This window comes from Streptomyces albofaciens JCM 4342 (assembly GCF_008634025.1).
GTDB lineage: Bacteria > Actinomycetota > Actinomycetes > Streptomycetales > Streptomycetaceae > Streptomyces > Streptomyces albofaciens.
Map to the genome: position 1 here is coordinate 2376229 of NZ_PDCM01000001.1, position 22569 is coordinate 2398797.

Consider the following 22569-nt stretch of genomic DNA (forward strand, 5'->3'; position numbering starts at 1 on the left):
TTGGGGGCATGAGCCACCGACCACGCCTTCGGACGGCGCTGGGCTGCGCCTTCCTGCTGGCGCCCCTGGCCGCGGGCGCCACCGCCTGCGGCGGTCCGGACGCGGACCCGCTCTCGGAAGCGCCGTACGACGCGGCCGAGCAGATCTCGTCCAACGCGCCCGGCGGCGACGAGAAGGCCGACCCGGACAAGCCGCTGGAGGTCACCACCACCGGTGACGAGGCCCGGATCACGGACGTGACCGCCACCGACGCCTCCGGCCGCTACATCAGGGGCGAACTGGCCGCGGACGGCAAGCAGTGGCACACCACCGTCCCGCTGGCCGCCGGCACGCGCTACACGGTGCGGGTGAGCACCGAGGACGAGGACGGCGCGCCCGGCCGCAAGATCCTCCAGATCGACACCAAGGACACCGGCGACCGGCTGAACGTCACGTTCGGTCCCGACAACGGCACGTACGGGGTGGGGCAGCCCGTCACGGCGCAGCTGAGCAAGCCGGTCAAGGACCCCAGGGCGCGCGCCGTCGTGGAGGGCGCGCTCAAGGTCGAGTCCACCCCGCGCGTCGAGGGATCCTGGCACTGGGTCGACAGCAAGACGCTGCACTTCCGGCCGAAGGAGTACTGGCCCGCGCACGCCGCCGTGGAGGTGCACAGCAACCTGGAGGGCCTGAAGATCTCCGGCGGGCTGTACGGGGGCCCCGCCAAGCCCGTGAAGCTGCGTACGGGGGACCGGGTGGAGGCGGTCACGGACGCCGCGGCGCACACCATGACGGTCACCCGCAACGGCGAGGTGATCAACACCATCCCCGTCACCACCGGCAAGCCGGGCTACTCCACCCGCAACGGCACCAAGGTGGTGCTGGGCAAGGAGGGCTTCGTCCGGATGCGCGGCGACACGATCGGCATCCCGTCCGGCAGCTCCGACTCCTACGACCTGCCGGTCTACTGGGCCACCCGGGTCACCTGGAGCGGCGAGTACGTCCACGCGGCGCCCTGGTCCGTGGGGTCGCAGGGCGCCGCCAACGTCAGCCACGGCTGCACCGGCATGAACACCGAGAACGCCAAGTGGTTCTTCGACACCGTGCGGGTCGGTGACCTCGTCAAGGTCGTCAACAGCGGCGGCGAGACCATGACGCCCTTCGACAACGGCTTCGGCGACTGGAACCTGACGTGGCAGGAATGGCGCGCGGGCAGCGCGCTGGACAAGAACAGGCCCAGCACCACGGGCGAGCAGGAGCAGCGGCCGGGTCCTGAGAATGCTGCCCGGCTGCGCCCCCAGGTCTGAGGACCCCTCAGGACGGCCCTCAGGCGGCCGCTCAGGCCCCCGTCAGGAGCCTGCGGCGCAGCAGCCCGGCCAGGGTGTCCGTGAAGGCCACCGGGTCCACAGGGTGCGTCACAGCGGCGTCGGCGCGGCTCCACGTCGCCAGCCAGGCGTCCTGCGGGCGCCCGATGAGCACCAGCACCGGCGGGCAGTGGAAGATCTCGTCCTTGATCTGCCGGCACACGCCCATGCCCCCGGCCGGCGCGGTCTCCCCGTCCAGCACGCACGCGTCGATGCCGCCCTGCTCCAGGGCCTCCAGGACGGCGGGCAGGGTCGCGCACTCCAGGATCTCCACCGGCGGCACGTCGGCGGCAGGCCGGCGGCCCGTCGCGAGCCGTACCTGTTCGCGGGTGTCGGCGTTGTCGCTGTAAACCAGCACCGTGGCAGTCGCCTGCATCGTTCCTCCACGCATCTCGGCAGTACGGCTTCGGACGGGGCCACGCCCGGCCACCGCCGGGAGGTGCCTCCTGCGCGGATGCTACTGCTCGTACGGCCGTGCGCAGGAGGGTTCGGCGCGATCCAAGATCCGGCCGACGCGCCGTCAGGACTGGTCACGGCGGGGGCGCACCGCCACCCGGCGGGCAGCGCCTACCCCCTTCGGGCGACGTCCGGAGTGGGCCGTACGAGCAGGGCATACGCCCTTGACACACCGAACGGCACCCCCCGGAGTGAGGGCGGGATAAGCGACCGACATAATGTCGGTCGTGGCGACAGCAACGACAGTAGAAACCGGGCACGCGCACCCGTCGGTCAATCGGCCGAACCTCACCAGCGTCGGAACCATCATCTGGCTGAGTTCCGAGCTGATGTTCTTCGCGGCCCTCTTCGCGATGTACTTCACCCTCCGATCGGTGACCGGGGCCGAGTTTTGGAAGGAATCCGCCGATGCGCTGAATCTTCCGTTCTCCGCGACGAACACCACGATCCTGGTACTCAGCTCGCTGACCTGCCAGCTCGGTGTGTTCGCGGCCGAGCGCGGCGATGTCAAGAAGCTCCGGACCTGGTTCGTGATCACCTTCATCATGGGGGCGATCTTCATCGGGGGTCAGGTCTTCGAGTACACCGATCTGGTCAAGGAGGAGGGCCTCTCGCTCTCGTCCAGCCCGTACGGTTCGGTGTTCTACCTGACCACCGGCTTCCACGGACTGCACGTGACGGGCGGACTCATCGCCTTCCTGCTGGTCCTGGGCAGGACGTACGCGGCCAAGAGGTTCACCCACGAACAGGCCACCGCGGCCATCGTCGTGTCCTACTACTGGCACTTCGTCGATGTCGTCTGGATCGGCCTCTTCGCCACGATCTACCTGATCCGGTGACCGGTCCCGTACCGGAACCGCACTTCAGACAGACATAGCCAAAGCATCGACGCAGAAGATCCTGACACCGGGGTAATCCGTGAAAAAGCTCTCCGCACGACGGCGCCATCCGCTGGCGGCGCTCGTCGTCCTACTCTTCGCGCTGGCGGTCACTGGGGGGCTGTACGCCGCGTTCGCGCCTGCGGACAAGGCCCAGGCCGATGACACCGCCCAGTCTCTTGCCATCAAGGAGGGCAAGAAGCTCTTCGCCGTCGGCTGCGCCAGCTGCCACGGCACCGGCGGTCAGGGCACCTCCGACGGCCCGAGCCTGGTCGGCGTGGGCGCCGCCGCCGTCGACTTCCAGGTCGGTACCGGCCGGATGCCGGCGCAGCAGCCCGGCGCCCAGGTGCCGCGGAAGAAGAACATCTACAGCCAGGCCGAGATCGACCAGCTCGCCGCGTACGTCGCGTCGCTGGGTGCCGGTCCGAACGTGCCGAGCAAGGACCAGTACAGCAAGGACGGCGCGGACATCGCCAAGGGCGGTGAGCTGTTCCGTACGAACTGCGCGCAGTGCCACAACTTCACCGGTAAGGGCGGTGCCCTGACCAACGGCAAGTTCGCACCGACGCTTGAGGGCGTGGACCCGAAGCACATCTACGAGGCCATGGAAACCGGCCCGCAGAACATGCCTTCGTTCGGTGACGGCTCGCTGTCCCCGCAGAACAAGAAGGACATCGTGTCCTACCTCGGCGCCGTCAACAGCGACGACACCCCCAGCCCCGGTGGTCTGGGCCTGGGCGGTCTCGGACCTGTCACCGAGGGCCTCTTCGGTTGGATCGCCGGCCTGGGCGCGCTGATCGCGGTCGCCATCTGGGTCGCAGCCCGGACTACGAAGGCCAAGAAGTCATGAGTGAGACTGGACGACACGAAGACGTGCCAGAAAAGAACCTCCCCGGTGAGCGGGAAACGGCTCACGGCGGCGCGGTGGACACGGCGGACAACCCCTTCGCCGACCCGGGGCTGCCGCCCCACGAGCACCGCATCCAGGACATCGACGAGCGGGCCGCGAAGCGCTCCGAGCGCACCGTCGCGCTGCTGTTCACGGTGTCGATGCTGGCGACGATCGGCTTCATCGCCTCGTACGTGATCTTCCCGGTCGACAAGATCGTCTACATCTGGCCGTTCGGCCACGTCAGCGCGCTGAACTTCGCGCTGGGCCTGACGCTGGGTGTGGCCCTCTTCTGCATCGGCGCCGGCGCGGTCCACTGGGCCCGCACGCTGATGTCGGACGAGGAGGTCGCCGACGACCGGCACCCGATCGAGGCGGCCCCCGAGGTCAAGGCCAAGGTCATGGAGGACTTCCGGCAGGGTGCCAAGGAGTCCGGCTTCGGCCGCCGCAAGCTGATCCGCAACACCATGTTCGGCGCGCTGGCCGTGGTGCCGCTGTCCGGTGTCGTGCTGCTGCGCGACCTCGGTCCGCTGCCGGAGAAGAAGCTGCGCACGACGGGCTGGAAGAAGGGCGTCCGCCTGGTCAACCAGTCCACCAACCTCCCGCTGCGTCCCGAGGACATCGCGGTCGGCTCCCTGACGTTCGCCAAGCCCGAGGGCCTGGAGGAGGACGACGAGGAGTTCAACACCAAGATCGCCAAGGACGCCCTGATGCTCGTGCGGATCCAGCCGCAGAACATCAAGGACAAGCAGGAACTGGACTGGTCGCACGAGGGCATCGTCGCCTACTCGAAGATCTGCACCCACGTGGGCTGCCCGATCAGCCTGTACGAGCAGCAGACGCACCACGTGCTGTGCCCCTGCCACCAGTCGACCTTTGACCTGTCCGACGGCGGACGCGTCATCTTCGGCCCCGCCGGACACGCCCTGCCGCAGCTGCACATCACGGTGAAGGACGGCTTCCTCGAAGCCGTAAGCGACTTCGCGGAGCCCGTCGGCCCGAGCTTCTGGGAGCGCGGATGAGTAACGAGACGAGCGCGACCACCACGCGCCGCGGCCAGGCGCCGCGGGGCGAGCGGATCGCCGACTGGGCGGACGGCCGGCTGGGCATCTACAGCCTCGCCAAGGCCAACATGCGCAAGATCTTCCCGGACCACTGGTCCTTCATGCTGGGCGAGATCTGCCTCTACAGCTTCATCATCATCATCCTGACCGGCGTCTACCTGACGCTGTTCTTCCACCCGAGCATGGCCGAGGTGACCTACCACGGCTCGTACGTGCCCATGCACGGGATCCGGATGACGCAGGCGTTCGAGTCGACGCTGGACATCAGCTTCGACGTGCGCGGCGGTCTGCTCATCCGGCAGATCCACCACTGGGCGGCCCTGGTCTTCCTGGGCGGCATGATGGTGCACATGATGCGGGTGTTCTTCACCGGCGCCTTCCGCAAGCCGCGCGAGGTCAACTGGCTGTTCGGCTTCCTGCTGCTGGTGCTCGGCATGTTCACCGGCTTCACCGGCTACTCGCTGCCGGACGACCTGCTCTCCGGCACCGGCGTCCGGTTCATCGAGGGTGTCATCCTGGCGATGCCGCTCATCGGCTCGTACCTGCAGATGTTCATCTTCGGCGGGGAGTTCCCGGGACACGACATCATCCCGAGGTTCTTCACGATCCACGTGCTGCTGCTGCCGGGCATCATGCTCGGCCTGCTGGTGGCGCACCTGATCCTGGTCTTCTACCACAAGCACACGCAGTTCCCGGGTGCCGGCAAGACCAACAAGAACGTCGTCGGCATGCCGCTGCTGCCGGTCTACATGGCCAAGGCCGGAGGCTTCTTCTTCCTGGTCTTCGGCGTGATCTCGGTGATCGCGGCGGTCGCCAGCATCAACCCGGTGTGGGCCATCGGCCCGTACCGGCCCGACCAGGTGTCCACCGGCGCCCAGCCCGACTGGTACATGGGCTTCGCCGAGGGTCTGGTCCGTGTGATGCCCGGCTGGGAGTGGGACATCTGGGGCCACACCATCAACTTCGGTGTGCTGATCCCGATCCTGATCTTCCCGCTGGTGCTGGTGGCGATCGCGGTCTACCCGTTCGTCGAGTCCTGGGTCACCGGCGACAAGCGCGAGCACCACATCCTGGACCGCCCGCGCAACGCCCCGACCCGTACCGGCTTCGGTGTGGCCTGGCTGATCGCGTACCTGGTGATGCTGGTCGGCGGTGGCAACGACCTGTGGGCCACCCACTTCCACCTGTCGATCAACTCGATCACCTGGTTCGTGCGGATCGCGTTCTTCGTCGGTCCGGTGCTGGGCTTCATCGTCACCAAGCGGATCTGCCTGGGCCTCCAGCGCCGCGACCGCGACAAGGTGCTGCACGGACGCGAGTCCGGCATCATCAAGCGGCTGCCGCACGGTGAGTTCATCGAGGTGCACGAGCCGCTCAACCAGGAGCAGCTGCACACCCTCACCCAGCACGAGCAGCCCAAGCCGTTCGAGATCGGCCCGGAGGTCGACGAGAACGGTGTCGAGCGGAAGGTCAAGCGGTCGACGAAGCTGCGCGCCAAGCTCTCGAAGGGCTACTACGGCGAGGGCAACGTCATCCCGAAGCCGACCCCGGAGGAGTACAAGGAGATCACCAGCGGCCACGGCCACCACTGATCCCCGCCGTGTGACGCACGGCAGTACCACCGCGTAAGTACGCCACCCAGAGGGCCCCGTTCGAGGACTGGACGGGGCCCTTCGGCATGCCCGCGTGCCGGATAGGGTTTTGCGCACCAGCAGGACACGAATCCAGGAGTGTGGACCATGAACGTTGCGACCCCGAACGGCGGCGACAGCGTGGCGGCCCACACCTGGCCGGCCGTCCTCGACGCCCTCCTCCAGGGCCGCGACCTCAGCGCCGACGACACCGCGTGGGCGATGGACCGGATCATGCGCGGCGAGGCCACCGACGCGCAGATCGCCGGGTTCGCGGTGGCGCTGCGCGCCAAGGGCGAGACCGTCGCCGAGATCTCCGGCCTGGTCCGGACGATGTACGCGCACGCCAACCTCATCGAGGTGCCGGGTCCCAGCGTGGACATCGTCGGCACCGGCGGCGACGGCGCGAAGACCGTCAACATCTCCACCATGTCCTCGATCGTGGTGGCCGGCGCCGGCGCGAAGGTCGTCAAGCACGGCAACCGCGCCGCCTCGTCGGCCAGCGGCGCGTCCGACGTGCTGGAGAAGCTGGGCGTGAACCTCGACCTGACGCCGCGCCGGGTCGTCGAGGTGGCCGAGGAGGCCGGCATCACCTTCTGCTTCGCGGTGAAGTTCCACCCCTCGCTGCGGCACGTCGCCGCCGCACGGCGCGAGCTGGGCATCCGTACGACCTTCAACGTGCTGGGCCCGCTGACCAACCCGGCGAAGGTCCGCGCGCAGGCCACCGGCGTCGCCGACGCGCGGATGGCGCCGATCCTGGCCGGGGTGCTGGCCGAGCGCGGCTCCTCCGCGCTGGTCTTCCGGGGCGACGACGGGCTGGACGAGCTGACGACGACCGCCACCTCCAAGGTGTGGGTGGTGCGCGACGGCGCCGTACGGGAGGAGACCTTCGACCCGCGGGACGTGGGGATCGGCCTGGTGCCCGTGGAGGCGCTGCGCGGCGCCGACGCCTCGTACAACGCGGACGTGGCGCGCCGCCTGCTGGGCGGCGAGGAGGGGCCGGTGCGCGACGCGGTGCTGCTGAACTCGGCGGCGGCGCTGGTGGCGCTGGCGCCGACCGGGGCGCCGCTGGCCGAACAGATCGCGGCGGGCATCGAGCGGGCCGCCGAGGCCATCGACTCCGGCGCGGCCCGCCGGGCTCTGGAGCGGTGGGTGGCGGCCAGCAACGCCTGAGAAGCGTCTGAGACGGCGCTGAAGTGACGCGGGGCCCGGTCCGGGATGCGGACCGGGCCTTGCGCGCGTCCGATCGTGTGGCATGATGCTGCGCAGGTCACGAGTGACAGCGACTACGGCCCCGGCCCGCTGTCCGGCAACCCTCCGTCCGTGGCGGGGTGCCCCGGGTGATGACCAGGCCGCAGGCAGCGAGGTCTGCGGCAAGCGCGGATCCCTCGTGCCAGGGATCCTGGTCCTTGAGGGAGATCTCTCATGATGCAGCGAATGCGTTAGGGCCGTCCGGCCCGTTCCCGCACCCCCTTTTTCTTTCTCCACTGCCGGTGGGCCCCGCTTCTGCGTGCGTGCCCCGCAGTGAATTCGCCATGCCTTTACGGGAGTTCGCCATGCCTGTTTCCGCTGCCGCCACCGATGCCGCCGTCTGCGCCCCGCTGCCCGTGCTGGGGCGCGACGTCCTGGTCCCGCTCGTCACCGGCGGCGAGGTCGAGTACGCGGCGCTGGACATCGCCGCCAGCGCCCCGGCGTTGCAGCGGGTCTGGGACGACGTGGCCGCGTACGCCCCGTACTACGGCAGCGTGCACCGCGGCGCGGGCTACCTCTCGCAGCTGTCCACCGACCTGTTCGAGAACAGCCGGGCGGAGGTGGCCCGCTTCCTCGGGGCGCGGGAGGGGGACCAGGTGGTCTTCACCCGCTCCACCACCGACTCGCTCAACCTGCTGGCCGCGGCGCTGCCCGCGCGGACCCGGGTGTTCGTCTTCGAGACCGAGCACCACGCCTCGCTGCTGCCCTGGGAGCAGCGCGCGGACGTCGAGGTGACGTACCTGGACGCGCCGCGTACGCCGGGGCAGGCGGTGGACACGCTGGAGCGGGCGCTCGCGGAGCGCGAGCCGTACGCGAACGCCCTGGTGTGCGTGACGGGTGCGTCCAATGTGACCGGTGAGCTGTGGCCGGTACGGGAGCTGGCCGCAGCGGCGCACGCGCACGGCGCGCGGATCGTGCTGGACGCCGCCCAGCTCGCCCCGCACCACCCGGTCGACATCGCGGAACTGGACGTGGACTGGGTCGCCTTCTCCGGCCACAAGCTGTACGCGCCGTTCGGCGCCGGTGTGCTGGCCGGGCGCGCGGACTGGCTCCAGGAGGCGGAGCCGTACCTCGCGGGCGGCGGCGCCAGCCGTACGGTCGCCCGCCGGGGCGACGGCGGGGTGGACGTCGAGTGGCACACCACCGCCGCCCGCCACGAGGCCGGCTCGCCCAACGTCATCGGCGCCTACGCCGTCGCCGCCGCCTGCAAGGCCCTCACCGAGGCGGGCTTCGAGAACCTGGTCGCCCGGGAGCAGCACCTGGTCGAGCGGGTGCGGGCGGGCCTCGCCGAGGTGCCCGAGGTGACCGTGCTGTCGCTGTTCGGGGACGACGCGCCGCGGGTGGGGGTGCTCTCCTTCGTGGTCCGGGGCTGGAACAGCTCGCACTTCGCGGCGGCCCTCTCGGCGGAGTACGGGATCGGCGTGCGCGACGGGCTGTTCTGCGCGCACCCGCTCGTACGGACCCTGCTGGGCGCGCAGTCGCAGGCGCCCGGCGAGTGCGGTGCGCCGGAGGGCGCGCCGGAGGAGAAGAGCCTGAACGCCATCCGGGTGAGCTTCGGCGTCGGTACGCCCGACGAGCACGTGGACCGCTTCGTACGGGCGGTCAAGGAGCTGGTCAGGGACGGTGCGCGGTGGAGCTACCGCACCGAGGACGGGCGCTGCGTGCCGGACACCGCGGCGGCGGCGTAAACAGACCACCTCGCCGCGGCGCTCCGCTGTCCGGGCGCCGCGACGCGGGTGACGCCGGCGCGGGCGGGCACAGCCGCCCGCGCCGGTCAGGCGTCCAGGCCGATGGCGAAGGCCGCTTCCAGGTCGTGCTGGGAGTACGTACGGAAGGCGATGTGCGTCTCGGTGGAGGCGACGCCCGGGATCTTGCTGATCCGGCCGGGGATGACATCCGCCAGCTCGTCGTGCTGGGCGACCCGCACCATCGCGATCAGGTCGTGCGCACCGGTGACCGAGTAGACCTCGCTGACGCCCTCCAGCGCGGCGATCTTCTCCGCGATCTCCGGGATGCGGTCCACGCTGGTCTTGATGAGCACGATCGAAGTGATCACGGCTGGCTCTCTCCCTCGGTCGCCTGCTGCTTCGCCGTTCCGGCGGACCCCACACTACCCGTGGCCGCGGCGGCGCCCCGCGGCGGACGGGGGGCCGGCCGGTAGCGCACCCAGGCGTAGAGGAAGCCCACCGCGAAGCCCACGACATGGGCCAGGTAGGCCACGCCCGGGGTGCTGGGGTCGCGCTGCGCGGCGAGCCACTGGAGGAGGAACCAGAAGAGCAGCACGATCCAGGCGGGGAAGCGCAGCGGCAGGAAGAGGAGGAACGGGTAGAGACTGGTGACGCGGGCCTTGGGGAACAGGTACAGGAAGGCCCCCAGCACCCCGGAGATCGCCCCCGAGGCGCCGACCAGGGTCTGGCCGGACGCGGCGTGCGCGGCCGCGTAGCCCATCAGGGCCAGGTAGCCGGTGACGAGGTAGAAGAGGGTGAACGGCAGGCGGCCCATGCGGCTCTCGGCCATGCCGCCGAAGACGTACAGGAACAGCACGTTGCCCAGCAGGTGCAGCCAGCTGCCGTGGATGAACAGGGCGGTCAGCGGGGTGAGCAGCGCGCGCGGCGAGCCGCTCCACAGGTCGCGCGGGATGACGCCCCACCGTTCGAAGTACACGGTCTGCGCCTGGACGACGGCGTCGCCGGTGCCGTATATGCCGTTGAGGCCGGAGGCGGGACCGATGACGAAGAGGACACAGCACACGGCGATCAGGACGTTCGTCATGCGGGAGAACACGGTCAGCACCGAGCGGACGCGGGGCGTCCGGGGGATCAGGGGCGGGGCCGTCATGAAGTGATCATGGCTCAATAGGGGCATTCGGGACAGAGCGCCTCGCCGCGTCCCGGCTCCCGGGCGGGGCCCGCGCCGCACCGGCGTCAGGCCGTAGGGTACGGGCAGTACCCCGCGTACTTCCGCAGTCCGACGGCGCACCGCGGGAAGCCCCCGAACGACAGCACGAGCCCCGCTCGGCCGAGCGACGAAAGAGGACGACACCATGGCTGTTCCCATGCCGACGGCCGGGACCCGGTGGCGCTGCACGCTGTGCGGCAACCTGACGCGCTTCGACGTGACCCGCCGGTCCGAGACCGTGGAGTACCTCCACTTCGACCTGGCCGGGGAGGCGAAGGTGGAGGAGCGGGAGGTGCGCAGTGAGAGCATCGAGTCGGTGCGCTGCCGCTGGTGCAACGCGGTCGACCAGATCGAGCTGGTGGACCGTCCGGGCGCGAGCGCCTGAGTCGAGCGCCTGAGATCGGAGCGATGCAGCAGTGGTGGAGCGTCCAGATGGGCCTGCGGGGGCGGAGCGCGATGCCGAGGCCGGTGCGGCCGCGGCGGACGAGGTGCTCGACCGTCCGTTGCCCGAGGGCGTACGGCGCCGGGTCGTGGCGCTCACCGCGGAGGCCTTCGGCGGCCTGACGGTCACCGAACTTCCGCCGCCGCTGCGGCAGTACGCCCGGTTCACCCCCAGCCGCCGCGCCAAGTTCGCGGGCAACGCGATGGCCGCGGCGCTGGAGAACGACACGGTCTTCCGGCAGCGGATCGCGGGCCGGCTGCGCGAGGCCCAGCCGGAGCTGGCCGAGGCGCTGGACAGCGGCACCCCGCCCGCCGCCGCCGACCCGCTGGACGTCGCGGCGGCGGCCTATGTGCTGCGCCCCGAGGGCTGGGTCAAGCTCGTCGCGGCGGCCGGCGAGGAGGCGCAGCGCGCCCGCGCCGAGCGGGCCGGCGAGGAGGCGGAGCGCGAGCTGGCGGCGCTGCGCGAGGAACTGGCGCAGGTCCGCGCGCAGGCCCGGAGCGAGGCCGAGCGCGTCCGCGGCGACCTGGACGCGCTGCGCAAGGAGAACGAGTCGTTGCAGCGCAAGCTGCGCAGCGCGCTCAGCGACGTCAAGCGCGGTGAGGCGGCGGCGCGCAAGGCCGCGGCCGAGACGGAGTCCGTACGGGCCGCCGCCGCGCAGGAGAAGAGCGCGGCCGACAGTGAGGCGCGCCGCCTCAGGGGCCGGATCGCGGAGGTCGAGGCGTTGCTGGAGGCCAGCCGCCGTGCCACGCGGGAGGGCCGCAGCGTCGAGGACATGCGGTTGCGGCTGCTGCTGGACACCGTGCTGGACGCGGCCCAGGGGCTGCGTCGCGAACTGGCGCTGCCGCCCGCCGATACACACCCGGCCGATACGGTCGATGCCGTGGCGCCGGGGAAGATGACGCCGAAGGACATCGCCACGCGCGCGCTGTCGGAGACCGACCCCGCGCTGCTGGACCAACTGCTGGCGCTGCCGCAGGCCCATCTGGTGGTGGACGGCTACAACGTCACCAAGACCGGTTATCCCACGATGCCGTTGGACAAGCAGCGGCTGCGGCTGCTGGGCGGCCTCGCGGTGCTGGCCGCCCAGACTGGCGCGGAGATGACGTGCGTCTTCGACGGCGCCGAGCTGGCCGCGCCGGTGCTGCTCGCGCCGCCGCGCGGGGTAAGGGTCCTGTTCAGCAAGCCGGGTGTGACGGCCGATGAGCTGATTCGCCAGCTCGTACGAGCCGAGCCGCCCGGCCGCCCGGTGGTGGTGGTCTCCACCGACCGCGAGGTGGCCGACGGCGTCGCCAAGGCGGGGGCGCGGCCGGTGGCATCCGCCTTGCTGCTCAAGCGGCTCGCCCGCATCTGAACGGCCGGCAGCGCTTCGCGTCGTGCGGCCCGCCGGCGAAATCCGTACGACCCGTACGACTCGTCAGACCCGTACGACCCGTAACACCTGTACGACTTGTCCCGAACACAGGACGTCCGAGGTGGTGTGGGAGATATGTTCCGTGGAAGCGCCGCCGGGGGGTCCGAGGCCGGAGCGGCGTGCGATGCGGAGGTAAAGGTGTACCCATCAACGGGGTATCTCATGCCTGCCGTTCGTGCCTGAGTGTCAAGTGACCGCTACTGCCTGTGTGATGTTGGTAAAGGATGAGGACCATCCAGGAGTTTTTTCCGGTGAGGATTTGAAGCGATCACAAGACGGTTACTAAGGTCAGGCCTCAACCCTTCATGCAGTTGATCATCCATCCGGGGTGAACAGTGAAGGAACCGCCGAGTCCGCGACGTTGACGCGGAGCCGGGGTGCAGCTACCCCCACTTCCCGGTAGGCGGCTGAAGGAAGAAGGAGCTCGCCTCCGTGGCGTCCCACCGTCGACCCAAGCAGCCGAGCCGCACTCGTGTCACCGTGCTCACCGCGACCGCAGCGGCGGCCGTCGCACTCTCGTCCCAGGCCGCCCACGCCGACCCGAAGCCCAAGAAGGAAGAGGTCAAGTCGGAGGTCGACAAGCTCTACGAGCAGGCGGAGCAGGCCACCGAGAAGTACAACGGGGCCAAGGAGGACCAGGAGAAGCTGCAGAAGGAGGTGGACAGCCTCCAGGACAAGGTCGCCCGCGGCCAGGGAGAGCTGAACCAGCTCCGCAAGGGCCTCGGTTCGGTCGCCTCCGGCCAGTACCGCAGCGGCAGCATAGACCCGTCCGTGCAGCTGTTCCTGTCCGGCGACCCGGACACCTACCTCGAAAAGGCCGCCACGCTCGACCAGCTGAGCGGCAAGCAGGCCGAGCAGCTGAAGACCATCGCGGACAAGCAGCGGCAGCTCGCGCAGGAGCGCGCGGAGGCCGCGTCCAAGATCCAGGACCTCTCCGACACCCGCAAGGCGCTGGGTGAGAAGAAGGACGAGATCAAGGGCAAGCTCGCCAAGGCGCAGGAACTGCTCAACACCCTGACCGCCAAGGAGAAGGAGGCGCTCCAGAAGGAGGAGGCGCAGAAGAACCGCTCCAGCCGCGGCAACGAGCGCCCCGACCTGGGCAACGACACCCCGGCCTCGGGCCGTGGCGCCGCCGCGCTGGCCGCCGCCGCCTCCAAGATCGGCTCGCCCTACGTGTGGGGCGCCACCGGTCCGTCCTCCTTCGACTGCTCGGGCCTGACCTCCTGGGCGTACCAGCAGGCCGGCCAGTCGCTGCCGCGCACCTCCCAGGCGCAGGCCAACGCCGGTACCCGCATCGGCTCGCAGAGCGCCCTCAAGCCGGGCGACCTGGTCCTCTTCTACGGCGACCTGCACCACATCGGCCTGTACGCGGGCAACGGCCAGGTGCTGCACGCGCCGAAGCCGGGCGCGTCCGTGCGCTACGAGTCGATCAACAACATGCCCTTCCAGTTCGGCGTCCGCGTCTGACGCGGACCGGCCCGGTTCCCGCCGCCGCGGGAACCGGCCGCCGCTGCCGCCCGATCGGGCGAATTGCGGTGGCCGCCGCTGACTTCACGCCCCGCCGGTGACCTGCGCAGTCACCGGCGGGGCGGCTTTTTGCGTACCGGCAGGGCGGGTTGCGGGTCTTTGGATACGGGCCACCGGCGCCGTTACTGTCTGCCCTCGCAGCCGCCGGTCATCGACCGTCCGCCCGGGCGGCAGCGGCTGCACGGAAGGGAGTGCGGCTCTCGTGGCGTCCCACCGCCGTGTCTCACAGTCCGGCCTGGCCGGTGCGACCAGGGTCACCGTCCTGTCCGCCGCCGCGATCACCGCGGCCGCGGCCCTGTCGGCGGCCGGGGCGAGCGCCGCACCGGCTCCGGCGCCCGGCGAGGTCACCTCGCGCGTCGGCGCTCTCTACGAACAGGCCGAGAAGGTCACCGAGGAGTTCAACGGGGCCTCCGAACGGACCCGGAAGCTGCGCGGCGACGTCACCGCCCTCCAGGACCGGGTGGCCCGCGGCCAGGAGCGCGTCAACAGGCTGCGCGCCCGGCTCGGTGCCATCGCCTCCGCCCAGTACCGCTCCGGCGGCCTGGACCCGGCCCTGAAGCTGATGCTGTCCGAGGACCCGGCGAGCTACCTCGACAAGGCCTCCGTCCTCGACCGCGTCCACGGCAACCAGGCGGGGCAGCTGCGCGAACTCCAGGGCGCCCAGCGCGGACTGGAGCAACAGCGCCGGGCGGCGGCCGGCAAGCTGACGGACCTGGAGGCGAGCCGGCGCGAAGTCGCGCGCCACAAGAAGGACATCGAGCACAAGCTGGCCGCCGCGCAGCGCCTGCTGAACGCGCTGACCGGCGCCGACCGGGCGGCCTTCGACCGGGCGAACCGCGGCCTCGGGCGGTCGCTGCCCGACCTGTCCGGGGCGGCGCACTCCTCCGGCCGCGCCGGGGCCGCCGTCCAGGCGGTGCGCGCGGCGATCGGCACGCCGTACGCGTGGGGGCGGTCCGGCCCGAGCGCCTTCGACTGCTCTGGGCTGATGCAGTGGGCCTACGCGCGCGCCGGAGTCTCCATCCCGCGTACCTCGCAAGCCCAGCGGGGCGCGGGACGGCAGGTTCAGGTCAGCCAGGCCAGGCCGGGAGACCTGGTCATCTACCGGGACGATGCCAGCCATGTCGGCATGTATGTGGGCAACGGACAGGTGGTGCACGCGCCGCATCCGGGCGCACGGGTCCGGTCCGACCCCGTCGGCATGATGCCGATCTCGTCCGTAACCCGCCCCTGACCCCTGTGCGCGCTCCGGGACGGTGCTTACGATCAGCCGCGTGGCAGGTCATCAGGTGCGGCGGCGGGCGGTACGGGACATCAGGGCGGTGCTGTGCGCGGCCCTGCCGCTCGCGCTGCTGGCACTCCTCACCGGCTGCGACGACCCGGCCGGCGCGCAGACCGCCCCGCCGGGCATCCAGCGGATGCTGGACCAGCGCGCCGCGGCCGTACGGAACCGCGACACCGCGGCCTTCCTCGCCTCGGTCGACCCCCGCGCGTCCGGGTACCGCGCCGAGCAGCGGCGGATGTTCGCCAACCTCGCGCGGGTGCCGCTGGCCGCCTGGTCGTACGAACTGGTGCGGACCGACGCGTTCGGGCTGCCCCCGGCCGTCGGCGCGGACGGGCGGCGGGTCGCGGCCGAGGTACGGCTGCGCTACCGGCTCACCGGGTACGACAGCGCGCCGGTCACCGCCGTCCAGTACCTGACCCTCACCGACCGGGGCGGCCGGTGGCGGATCAGCTCGGACTCGGACGGCGCCACGAGCGGGCGGCGCAGCGCGCGCCGGCTGTGGGACCAGGGGCCGGTCGAGGTCGTCCGGGGGCGGCACAGCCTGGTCCTCGGGGTCGGGCGCGGCACGGCGGCGCTGCGCGAACTGGCCGAGCGTACGGACGCGGCGGTGCCCGCCGTCGGCAAGGCGTGGCCCGGGAAGTGGGCCGGGCGGGTGGTGGTCGAGGCGCCGCAGTCGCTGGAGCGGATGGCGGAGCTGCTGAACGCTTCCGACCCGGCGGGCTACCGGGGCATAGCGGCCGTGACGACCGGCGAGCCGGGCCCGGCCGCGGCGGCCCCCGCCGACCGGGTCGTCGTCAACCCGGAGGCGTACGGGGAACTGTCCGCGGCCGGCCGGCAGGTCGTGCTGACACACGAGGCCACGCACGTCGCGACGCGCACGGCCACCACGTCCGCCACCCCGATGTGGCTCTCCGAGGGCTTCGCCGACTGGGCCGCCTACCGCGGCGGCGGCCGCCCCGCCCCCACCACCGCCCCCGAACTGGCCCACGCGGTCGCCACCGGCGCCCCGCCGTCCCGGCTCCCGGCCGACGGCGACTTCCGCTTCAGCCGCAGCGCGCGGCAGCTGGCCCGCGCGTACGAGAGCGGCTGGCTGGCCTGCCGCATGATCGCCGACCGGTGGGGCGAGCGGAAGCTCGGCGCGTTCTACCGGGCGGCGGGCCGCGGCGGCACGGAGAGCGCCGGGCGGGCGATGCGGGACCAGCTGGGCGTCAGCCCGGCGGAGTTCACCCGGCGGTGGCGGGCGTATGTGGCGGAGCAGCTGGGCTGACGGACGGCGCGGGTGCCGGGAAGGCCTCCTCTGTACGGGACGCGGCGACGGTGCCCGGCTCCGGCTCGGCGTCCGGCCCGTGCCCCTTCCCGGCGGTCCGCCGGCGGGTGCCGTCCGCGCGCCGCCGCCGTGGCCCGGTGACCGTCGAGCGCCACAGCGCGCGGCAGGCGGTCAGCGAGGCGGCCACCAGCAGGCCGTTGCGTACGGTCAGCAGGACGACGCCGGCACCCTGACTGGTCACCACCTCCGCGAACCGGACGGGGAATTCCAGCAGCGTCGCCCCGGTCGCCGGCAGCACCAGCACGGCCGGCAGCGCCATCCGGCTCGCCCGCAGCGTCATGCACACGGCCGCCGTACCGACCAGCCAGATCATGTACTGCGGGCTGATGACCCGGCTGGTGGTGACGAAGAGGAGGACGGCGGTGAAGGCGGCGTCGGCGAGCGTGGCGGACGTGAACCGCCGCGCGCGCAGCCGCCACAGCAGCAGCCAGCCGAAGGCCGCCGCGGTCAGGACCAGCGCCAGGGAGCTGACCAGCGGTACGTAGGGGCCGACGAACTCCACCGAGCCGTAGTTCAGCAGCACCTCGCCGTCCCAGCCGAACTGCCGGGCGAGGTGGAAGACGAGCGCGCCCAGCGACTCCACTTCCGTACCCCGGTCGCGCTGGAACGTGAGGAACGCCAGCCCGCCAGGGGCCCAGGCGACGAGCAGCAGCGTGATCGCGAGCGCGCCGACGGCCGCAGCGCCCCACAACTCGCGCGCCCGGCGGCCGCGCAGAGGAGCGCCGGCCAGCAGCAGCACCGGCCAGACCTTCAGCAGCGCGCCGAAGGCGACCAGGGCGCCGGAGACGCGCGGCCGGCCGGCGGCGGCGAACAGCGCGGCGACGGCCACGGCCGTGACCATCAGGTCGTACCGGGAGTACGCGGTCGGGCCCAGCAGGGCGACGCCCGCGGTCCACACCCAGGCGCCGGTGAGGCGTTTGCCCGGCCGCCGGCCCGCGTACAGGAACAGCGCGAAGGCGGCCGCGTCGGCGGCGCAGGCCAGGAGGAAGAAGGCCGAGGCGTAGTCCAGGAAGGGCAGCAGGCCGGGGGAGAGCACGGCGAGCGCGGCCGCCGGCGGGTACTGCCAGGTCACGTCGTCCCGCGGGAAGCTGCCGGACTTCAGGACCTCGGACCAGCCGTGGTAGATGCCCGAGATGTCGCTGGTCACGTCGGGCCCCGGGACCACCAGTACCTTGAACACGCACAGCAGGAGCGCCGCCCGGGTCGCCGCCCACACCGCCACCGGCGGCGCCAGGGAGCGCACGGCGTCCCACGGGGGCCGTCCCCCGGTCCTGGTCATCGGCACCTCGCCCGCCGTCCTCCGTCGCTCTCCGCCGTCCTTGCGCCGTCCGCGCCCGGACGCGCGCCCGACGGCCTCTCACGACCGTAGACGAGACACGTCCGTGCCGGGGCCGCCCCCACCGGCCGTGTCCGGTGACCCGGTACTGTGCGAGGGCAATGGACAAGACGCTGATCGTCACGAACGACTTCCCGCCCCGCCCCGGCGGCATCCAGGCCTTCCTGCACAGCATGGCGCTGCGCCTGGACCCGGACCGGGTGGTGGTCTACGCCTCCACCTGGAAGCGGAGCGAGGAGGGCGTCGCCGCCACCGCCCGCTTCGACGCCGAGCAGCCCTTCCACGTCGTACGGGACCGCGCGACGATGCTGCTGCCGACGCCCCGGGTGACCCGCACCGCCACCGCCCTGCTGCGCCGCCACGGCTGCTCCTCGGTGTGGTTCGGGGCCGCGGCGCCGCTCGGTCTGATGGCCCCGGCGCTGCGCCGGGCGGGCGCGCGCCGGATCGTGGCCACCACGCACGGGCACGAGGCGGGCTGGGCGCAGCTGCCCGCCTCCCGCCAGCTGCTGCGGCGGATCGGCGAGGGCACCGACACGATCACCTACCTCGGCGAGTACACCCGTGCGCGGATCGCCGGCGCGCTGACCCCGGCCGCCGCCCGCCGCATGGTCCAACTGCCGCCCGGTGTGGACGAGAAGACCTTCCACCCCGATTCGGGCGGCGACGCGGTACGGGCCCGGCTCGGGCTCGCCGGGCGGCCGGTCGTCGTCTGCGTCTCCCGGCTGGTGCCGCGCAAGGGGCAGGACACCCTGATCGAGGCGATGCCGCGCGTCCTGGCCGAGGTACCGGACGCGGTGCTGCTGATCGTCGGCGGCGGCCCGTACGAGAAGCAGCTGCACGCGCTCGCCCAGGAGAAGGGCGTCGCGGACTCGGTGCGCTTCACCGGGGCCGTGCCGTGGGAGGAACTGCCCGCCCACTACGGCGCGGGCGACGTCTTCGCGATGCCGTGCCGCACCCGGCGCGGCGGGCTGGACGTCGAGGGCCTGGGCATCGTCTACCTGGAGGCGTCCGCCACCGGACTCCCGGTCGTCGCGGGCGACTCCGGCGGCGCGCCGGACGCGGTGCTGGACGGCGAGACGGGGTACGTCGTCCCGGGCGGCTCCCCGACGGTCGCGGCCGAGCGCGTCATCGCCCTCCTCAAGGACCCGGACGCCCGCCGCCGGATGGGCGAGCGCGGCCGGGCCTGGGTGGAGGAGAAGTGGCGCTGGGACCTGCTGGCGGAGCGGCTGAAGGAACTGCTGTAAGCGGTATGCGCGGCGGTACGGGGGACGGCCGTCTGCGCGGAGGCTGGGTACGCGAAGGCCGGGCGGGCCGGAGGAACCAGCGCGCCCGGCCTTCGCCGCCACGTCCCGCCGCCCGCTACGGGCGGTAGATCGCCTCGATCTCGTCCGCGAAGTCCTTCGCCACCACGTTCCGCTTCAGCTTCAGCGACGGCGTCACATGCCCGGACTCCTCGGTGAACTGCGTCGGCAGGATGCGGAACTTGCGTACCGACTCGGCCTTGGAGACAGCCGCGTTGCCGTCGTCCACCGCCCGCTGCACCGCGGCCAGCAGCTCCGGGTCCTCGCTCAGCTCGGCGACGCCCTGCCCGGCCGGGCGGCCGTTCTCCGCCGCCCAGCGCGGCAGGAACTCCTCGTCCAGGGTGACCAGCGCGCCGACGAACGGGCGGCCGTCGCCGACCACCATGCACTCGGCGATCAGCGCGTGCGCGCGGATGCGGTCCTCGATGACGGCCGGGGCGACGTTCTTGCCGCCCGCCGTCACCAGGATCTCCTTCTTGCGGCCGGTGATGGCGAGGTAGCCGTCCTCGTCCAGGGTGCCGATGTCACCGGTGTGGAACCAGCCGTCGGAGAGCGCTTCCTTGGTCGCGGCCTCGTTGTTCCAGTACTCGGTGAACAGGTGCTCGCCGTGCAGCAGCACCTCGCCGTCGTCGGCGATGCGGACCACCGAGCCGGGCAGCGGCTGGCCGACCGTGCCGATCTTCTGCCGGTCCCACGGGTTGAAGGCGGTGGCCGCGCAGGACTCCGTCAGGCCGTAGCCCTCCAGGGCCGTGAACCCGATGCCGCGGTAGAAGTGGCCCAGCCGCTCGCCCAGCGGCGCGCCGCCGGAGATGGCGTGGGTGGCCCGGCCGCCGAGCACCGCGCGCAGCTTGCCGAAGACCAGCGTGTCGAACAGCTTGTGCTTGAGCTTCAGGCCGAGGCCGGGCCCGGCCGGGGTGTCCAGCGCGCGGCTGTAGGCGATGGCCGTGTCGGCGGCCCGGTCGAAGATCTTGCCCTTGCCCTCGGCCTGCGCCTTGGCCCGCGCCGAGTTGTAGACCTTCTCGAAGACCCGGGGGACGCCGAGGATCAGCGTGGGGCGGAAGGCGGCGAGGTCGTCGGTGAGGTTCTTGATGTCGGGGGCGTGGCCGAGCTTGATGGGCGCCATGACCGAGGCCACCTCCACCAGCCGCCCGAAGACGTGCGCCACCGGCAGGAAGAGCAGCACCGAGGAGTGGCCGGTGCGGAAGAGCGGCTTGAGGCGCTCGACGACGTTGCCGCACTCGGCGAAGAAGCTGCGGTGGGTGAGCACACAGCCCTTGGGGCGGCCGGTGGTGCCGGAGGTGTAGACGATGGTGGCGGGGGAGTCGGCGTCGGCGAGGGCGCTGCGCTCGTCGACCTCCGCGTCGGTGAGTCCCTCGCCGGCCGCGCGCAGCCGGGCGATCGCGTCCCGCTCGATCTGCCAGATGTTCTCCAGCGCGGGCAGCCGGTCCCGTACGGACTCGACGGCGGCCTCCTGCTCGGGCGTCTCCACCAGGCAGGCCACCGCGCCGGAGTCGCCGAGGATCCACTGCACCTGCTCGGCGGAGCTGGTCTCGTAGACCGGGACGGTGACGGCGCCCGCGCTCCAGATCGCGAAGTCCAGCAGCGTCCACTCGTAGCGGGTGCGCGACATCAGGCCGATCCGGTCGCCCGCCTGGATCCCGGTGGCCATCAGGCCCTTGGCGACGGCCCGCACCTCGGCGAGGAACTCGGTGGCCGTGACGTCCTCGTACCGCCCGTCGACCTTGCGGCCCAGGACGGCGACATCGGGGTGCTGCGCGGCATTGCGGCGGATCAGATCCGTCAGGTTGCCGTCCGCGGGGACCTCGTACAGGGCCGGAAGGCTGAACTCGCGCAAGACTGCTGCTCCTCATTGGCGCCGGCCTCACGACGCTGTGTGCCGGCCGGCTGCGGTCCATGATCAGGCAGGGGGGGGTGGTGGACTGCCCGGACGTTACCCACCGGTATTGCTTTTGGGATAGGGGTGTACGCCCAGATGTTCGATGCGTCACAGCGGTGTGCCGCACCTTCGGACACGCCTGGGGACTGCTCAGCGCAGACTAGACCAGGCTTTCGGTGACCGGGAAGTAACCGCAGGTCGGACCCCTCTCCCGGCGGTACGCCATTCGATCTAGGGTGACGTCATGCGCGTGCATGTGGTCAGTGACGTACATGGCAACGGACCGGACCTCGCCAGGGCGGGCGACGGGGCCGACGCCCTGGTCTGCCTGGGCGACCTCGTCCTCTTCCTCGACTACGCCGACCACTCGCGCGGCATCTTCCCCGACCTCTTCGGCGTCGAGAACGCCCACCGGCTGGTCGAGCTGCGTACCGCCCGCCGCTTCGAGGAAGCACGTGCGCTGGGCCGTCGGCTGTGGGGCGACATCGAACGCGAAGGCGGCGGCCGGATGGCCGTCATCGAGGCGGCCGTCCGCCGGCAGTACGCCGAACTGTTCGCCGCCTTCCCGGACCGGACGTACGCCACGTACGGAAACGTGGACCTCCCGCACCTGTGGCCCGAATACGCGCGGCCCGGCACCACCGTCCTGGACGGCGAGCGGGTGGAGATCGGCGGCCGGGTCTTCGGCTTCGTCGGCGGCGGGCTGACGACTCCCATGCGGACCCCCTACGAGATCAGCGACGAAGAGTACGCCGCCAAGATCGAGGCGGTCGGCGAGGTGGACGTGCTGTGCACCCACATCCCGCCGGACGTCCCCGAGCTGTGCTACGACGTCGTCGCCCGGCGCTTCGAGCGCGGCAGCTCCGCCCTCCTGGACGCCATCCGCCGCACCCGCCCCCGCTACGCGCTGTTCGGGCACGTGCACCAGCCGCTGGCCCCGCGGGTCCGCGTCGGCGCCACCGAGTGCGTGAACGTCGGGCACTTCAACGCGACGGGAACGCCGTACGTCATGGAGTGGTGACGGTCTTGCCGGGGCCCTTCCCGGGGGCGGCCGGGACGGGCGGGGAGCCTGTCCGGGGCGCTCTCCCCGCGCGGTAGCCTTCAGCAGCAGGGATACGCGTCTGGCGGACCGGCACGAATCGGCATGGAGGAGTCACGGCGATGGCCGAACACACCAGCTCTAGCATCACGATCGAGGCGGCACCCGCCGAGGTGATGGGAGTGATCGCCGACTTTGCCCGCTATCCGGACTGGACCGGCGAGGTGAAGGAAGCCGAGATCCTCAGCAAGGACGAGCAGGGCCGCGCCGAGCAGGTCCGGCTGCTGCTGGACGCCGGCGCGATCAAGGACGACCACACCCTCGCCTACGACTGGATCAGCGACCACGAGGTCAGCTGGTCGCTGGTGAAGTCCCAGATGCTGCGCACCCTCGACGGCTCCTACCGGCTGGTCCCGCTGGCCGGCGGCGCGCACACCGAAGTGACGTACCAGCTGACCGTGGACGTCAAGATCCCGATGCTCGGCATGATCAAGCGCAAGGCGGAGAAGGTCATCATCGACCGCGCGCTGGACGGGCTGAAGAAGCGCGTCGAGAGCGGCCCCGCGGCCCCGGCCGCCGGCGAGGCCAAGAGCCTCTGAC

General features: G+C 71.7%; 20 protein-coding genes and 1 riboswitch. Of the genes, 15 read left to right on the top strand and 5 right to left on the bottom strand.

Features of this window, described 5'->3' with window-relative positions; all coding sequences use genetic code 11:
* Positions 1–8 precede the first annotated feature (8 nt).
* Positions 9–1283, top strand: a complete 1275-nt coding sequence (locus tag CP973_RS10750) for a L,D-transpeptidase (RefSeq protein ID WP_150239656.1) — start codon at positions 9–11, stop codon at positions 1281–1283.
* A 31-nt stretch (positions 1284–1314) separates the two neighbouring features.
* Here CP973_RS10750 and CP973_RS10755 read toward each other — a convergent pair whose 3' ends face one another.
* Positions 1315–1716, bottom strand: coding sequence for a hypothetical protein (locus CP973_RS10755; RefSeq protein ID WP_150239658.1), 402 nt, complete (start codon positions 1714–1716; stop codon positions 1315–1317).
* A gap of 298 nt (positions 1717–2014) precedes the next feature.
* On the opposite strand from CP973_RS10755, the gene ctaE reads away from it, so the two are divergent.
* The 6 genes from ctaE (at position 2015) to CP973_RS10785 (ending at position 9197) form a co-directional block, all read left to right on the top strand.
* Positions 2015–2635: an aa3-type cytochrome oxidase subunit III gene (gene ctaE / locus CP973_RS10760; RefSeq protein WP_003982402.1), complete on the top strand. Its 621-nt coding sequence runs from the start codon at positions 2015–2017 to the stop codon at positions 2633–2635.
* Between the two features lie 79 nt (positions 2636–2714).
* Positions 2715–3524, top strand: coding sequence for a cytochrome bc1 complex diheme cytochrome c subunit (gene qcrC, locus CP973_RS10765; RefSeq protein ID WP_150239660.1), 810 nt, complete (start codon positions 2715–2717; stop codon positions 3522–3524).
* Positions 3521–4585 carry a cytochrome bc1 complex Rieske iron-sulfur subunit gene (gene qcrA, locus CP973_RS10770; RefSeq protein WP_150239662.1) on the top strand — a complete coding sequence of 355 codons (1065 nt, stop codon included), beginning with the start codon at positions 3521–3523 and terminating at the stop codon, positions 4583–4585. Before qcrC ends, qcrA begins: the two co-directional genes overlap by 4 nt.
* Positions 4582–6219: a cytochrome bc1 complex cytochrome b subunit gene (gene qcrB, locus CP973_RS10775; protein WP_150239664.1), complete on the top strand. Its 1638-nt coding sequence runs from the start codon at positions 4582–4584 to the stop codon at positions 6217–6219. The genes qcrA and qcrB overlap by 4 nt, the downstream gene beginning before the upstream one ends.
* A 147-nt stretch (positions 6220–6366) precedes the next feature.
* Positions 6367–7431, top strand: coding sequence for an anthranilate phosphoribosyltransferase (gene trpD / locus CP973_RS10780; RefSeq protein ID WP_150239666.1), 1065 nt, complete (start codon positions 6367–6369; stop codon positions 7429–7431).
* 95 nt (positions 7432–7526) lie between these two features.
* A riboswitch (SAM riboswitch) is annotated at positions 7527–7644 on the top strand.
* 170 nt (positions 7645–7814) lie between these two features.
* Positions 7815–9197, top strand: coding sequence for an aminotransferase class V-fold PLP-dependent enzyme (locus CP973_RS10785; RefSeq protein ID WP_150239667.1), 1383 nt, complete (start codon positions 7815–7817; stop codon positions 9195–9197).
* A gap of 86 nt (positions 9198–9283) precedes the next feature.
* Here CP973_RS10785 and CP973_RS10790 read toward each other — a convergent pair whose 3' ends face one another.
* Both CP973_RS10790 and CP973_RS10795 read right to left on the bottom strand, forming a co-directional pair.
* Positions 9284–9565, bottom strand: coding sequence for an Lrp/AsnC family transcriptional regulator (locus tag CP973_RS10790; RefSeq protein WP_030593194.1), 282 nt, complete (start codon positions 9563–9565; stop codon positions 9284–9286).
* Complete coding sequence (locus CP973_RS10795) at positions 9562–10281, bottom strand: rhomboid family intramembrane serine protease (RefSeq protein WP_150243425.1); 720 nt, start codon at positions 10279–10281, stop codon at positions 9562–9564. Before CP973_RS10795 ends, CP973_RS10790 begins: the two co-directional genes overlap by 4 nt.
* Before the next feature lie 271 nt (positions 10282–10552).
* Here CP973_RS10795 and CP973_RS10800 point away from each other — a divergent pair, with 271 nt between their 5' ends.
* The 5 genes from CP973_RS10800 (at position 10553) to CP973_RS10820 (ending at position 16336) form a co-directional block, all read left to right on the top strand.
* Positions 10553–10792 carry a hypothetical protein gene (locus tag CP973_RS10800; protein ID WP_150239669.1) on the top strand — a complete coding sequence of 80 codons (240 nt, stop codon included), beginning with the start codon at positions 10553–10555 and terminating at the stop codon, positions 10790–10792.
* A gap of 31 nt (positions 10793–10823) precedes the next feature.
* A complete protein-coding gene (locus CP973_RS10805) occupies positions 10824–12200 on the top strand; it encodes an NYN domain-containing protein (protein WP_425281952.1) in 1377 nt (458 codons plus the stop codon).
* Between the two features lie 492 nt (positions 12201–12692).
* Complete coding sequence (locus CP973_RS10810; RefSeq protein ID WP_150239673.1) at positions 12693–13727, top strand: C40 family peptidase; 1035 nt, start codon at positions 12693–12695, stop codon at positions 13725–13727.
* 262 nt (positions 13728–13989) lie between these two features.
* On the top strand, positions 13990–15018 hold the full coding sequence (locus CP973_RS10815) for a C40 family peptidase (protein WP_150239675.1): 1029 nt from the start codon (positions 13990–13992) through the stop codon (positions 15016–15018).
* Positions 15019–15058: 40 nt separating this feature from the next.
* On the top strand, positions 15059–16336 hold the full coding sequence (locus CP973_RS10820; RefSeq protein ID WP_150239677.1) for a hypothetical protein: 1278 nt from the start codon (positions 15059–15061) through the stop codon (positions 16334–16336).
* On the opposite strand, the gene CP973_RS10825 is transcribed toward CP973_RS10820, so the two are convergent.
* The gene (locus CP973_RS10825) at positions 16293–17675 is read right to left on the bottom strand and encodes a glycosyltransferase family 87 protein (RefSeq protein ID WP_150239680.1); all 1383 of its coding nucleotides are present in this window, start codon (positions 17673–17675) and stop codon (positions 16293–16295) included. The genes CP973_RS10820 and CP973_RS10825 overlap by 44 nt on opposite strands.
* 158 nt (positions 17676–17833) lie before the next feature.
* On the opposite strand from CP973_RS10825, the gene CP973_RS10830 reads away from it, so the two are divergent.
* The gene (locus CP973_RS10830) at positions 17834–18976 is read left to right on the top strand and encodes a glycosyltransferase family 4 protein (protein ID WP_150239682.1); all 1143 of its coding nucleotides are present in this window, start codon (positions 17834–17836) and stop codon (positions 18974–18976) included.
* A 115-nt stretch (positions 18977–19091) separates the two neighbouring features.
* Here the strand turns inward: CP973_RS10830 and CP973_RS10835 are convergent, their stop codons facing one another.
* The gene (locus tag CP973_RS10835; RefSeq protein WP_150239684.1) at positions 19092–20888 is read right to left on the bottom strand and encodes an AMP-dependent synthetase/ligase; all 1797 of its coding nucleotides are present in this window, start codon (positions 20886–20888) and stop codon (positions 19092–19094) included.
* Between the two features lie 298 nt (positions 20889–21186).
* On the opposite strand from CP973_RS10835, the gene CP973_RS10840 reads away from it, so the two are divergent.
* Both CP973_RS10840 and CP973_RS10845 read left to right on the top strand, forming a co-directional pair.
* The gene (locus CP973_RS10840; protein WP_150243427.1) at positions 21187–21951 is read left to right on the top strand and encodes a metallophosphoesterase family protein; all 765 of its coding nucleotides are present in this window, start codon (positions 21187–21189) and stop codon (positions 21949–21951) included.
* 140 nt (positions 21952–22091) lie between these two features.
* Positions 22092–22568, top strand: coding sequence for an SRPBCC family protein (locus CP973_RS10845; protein ID WP_150239686.1), 477 nt, complete (start codon positions 22092–22094; stop codon positions 22566–22568).
* Position 22569: the final 1 nt, after the last annotated feature.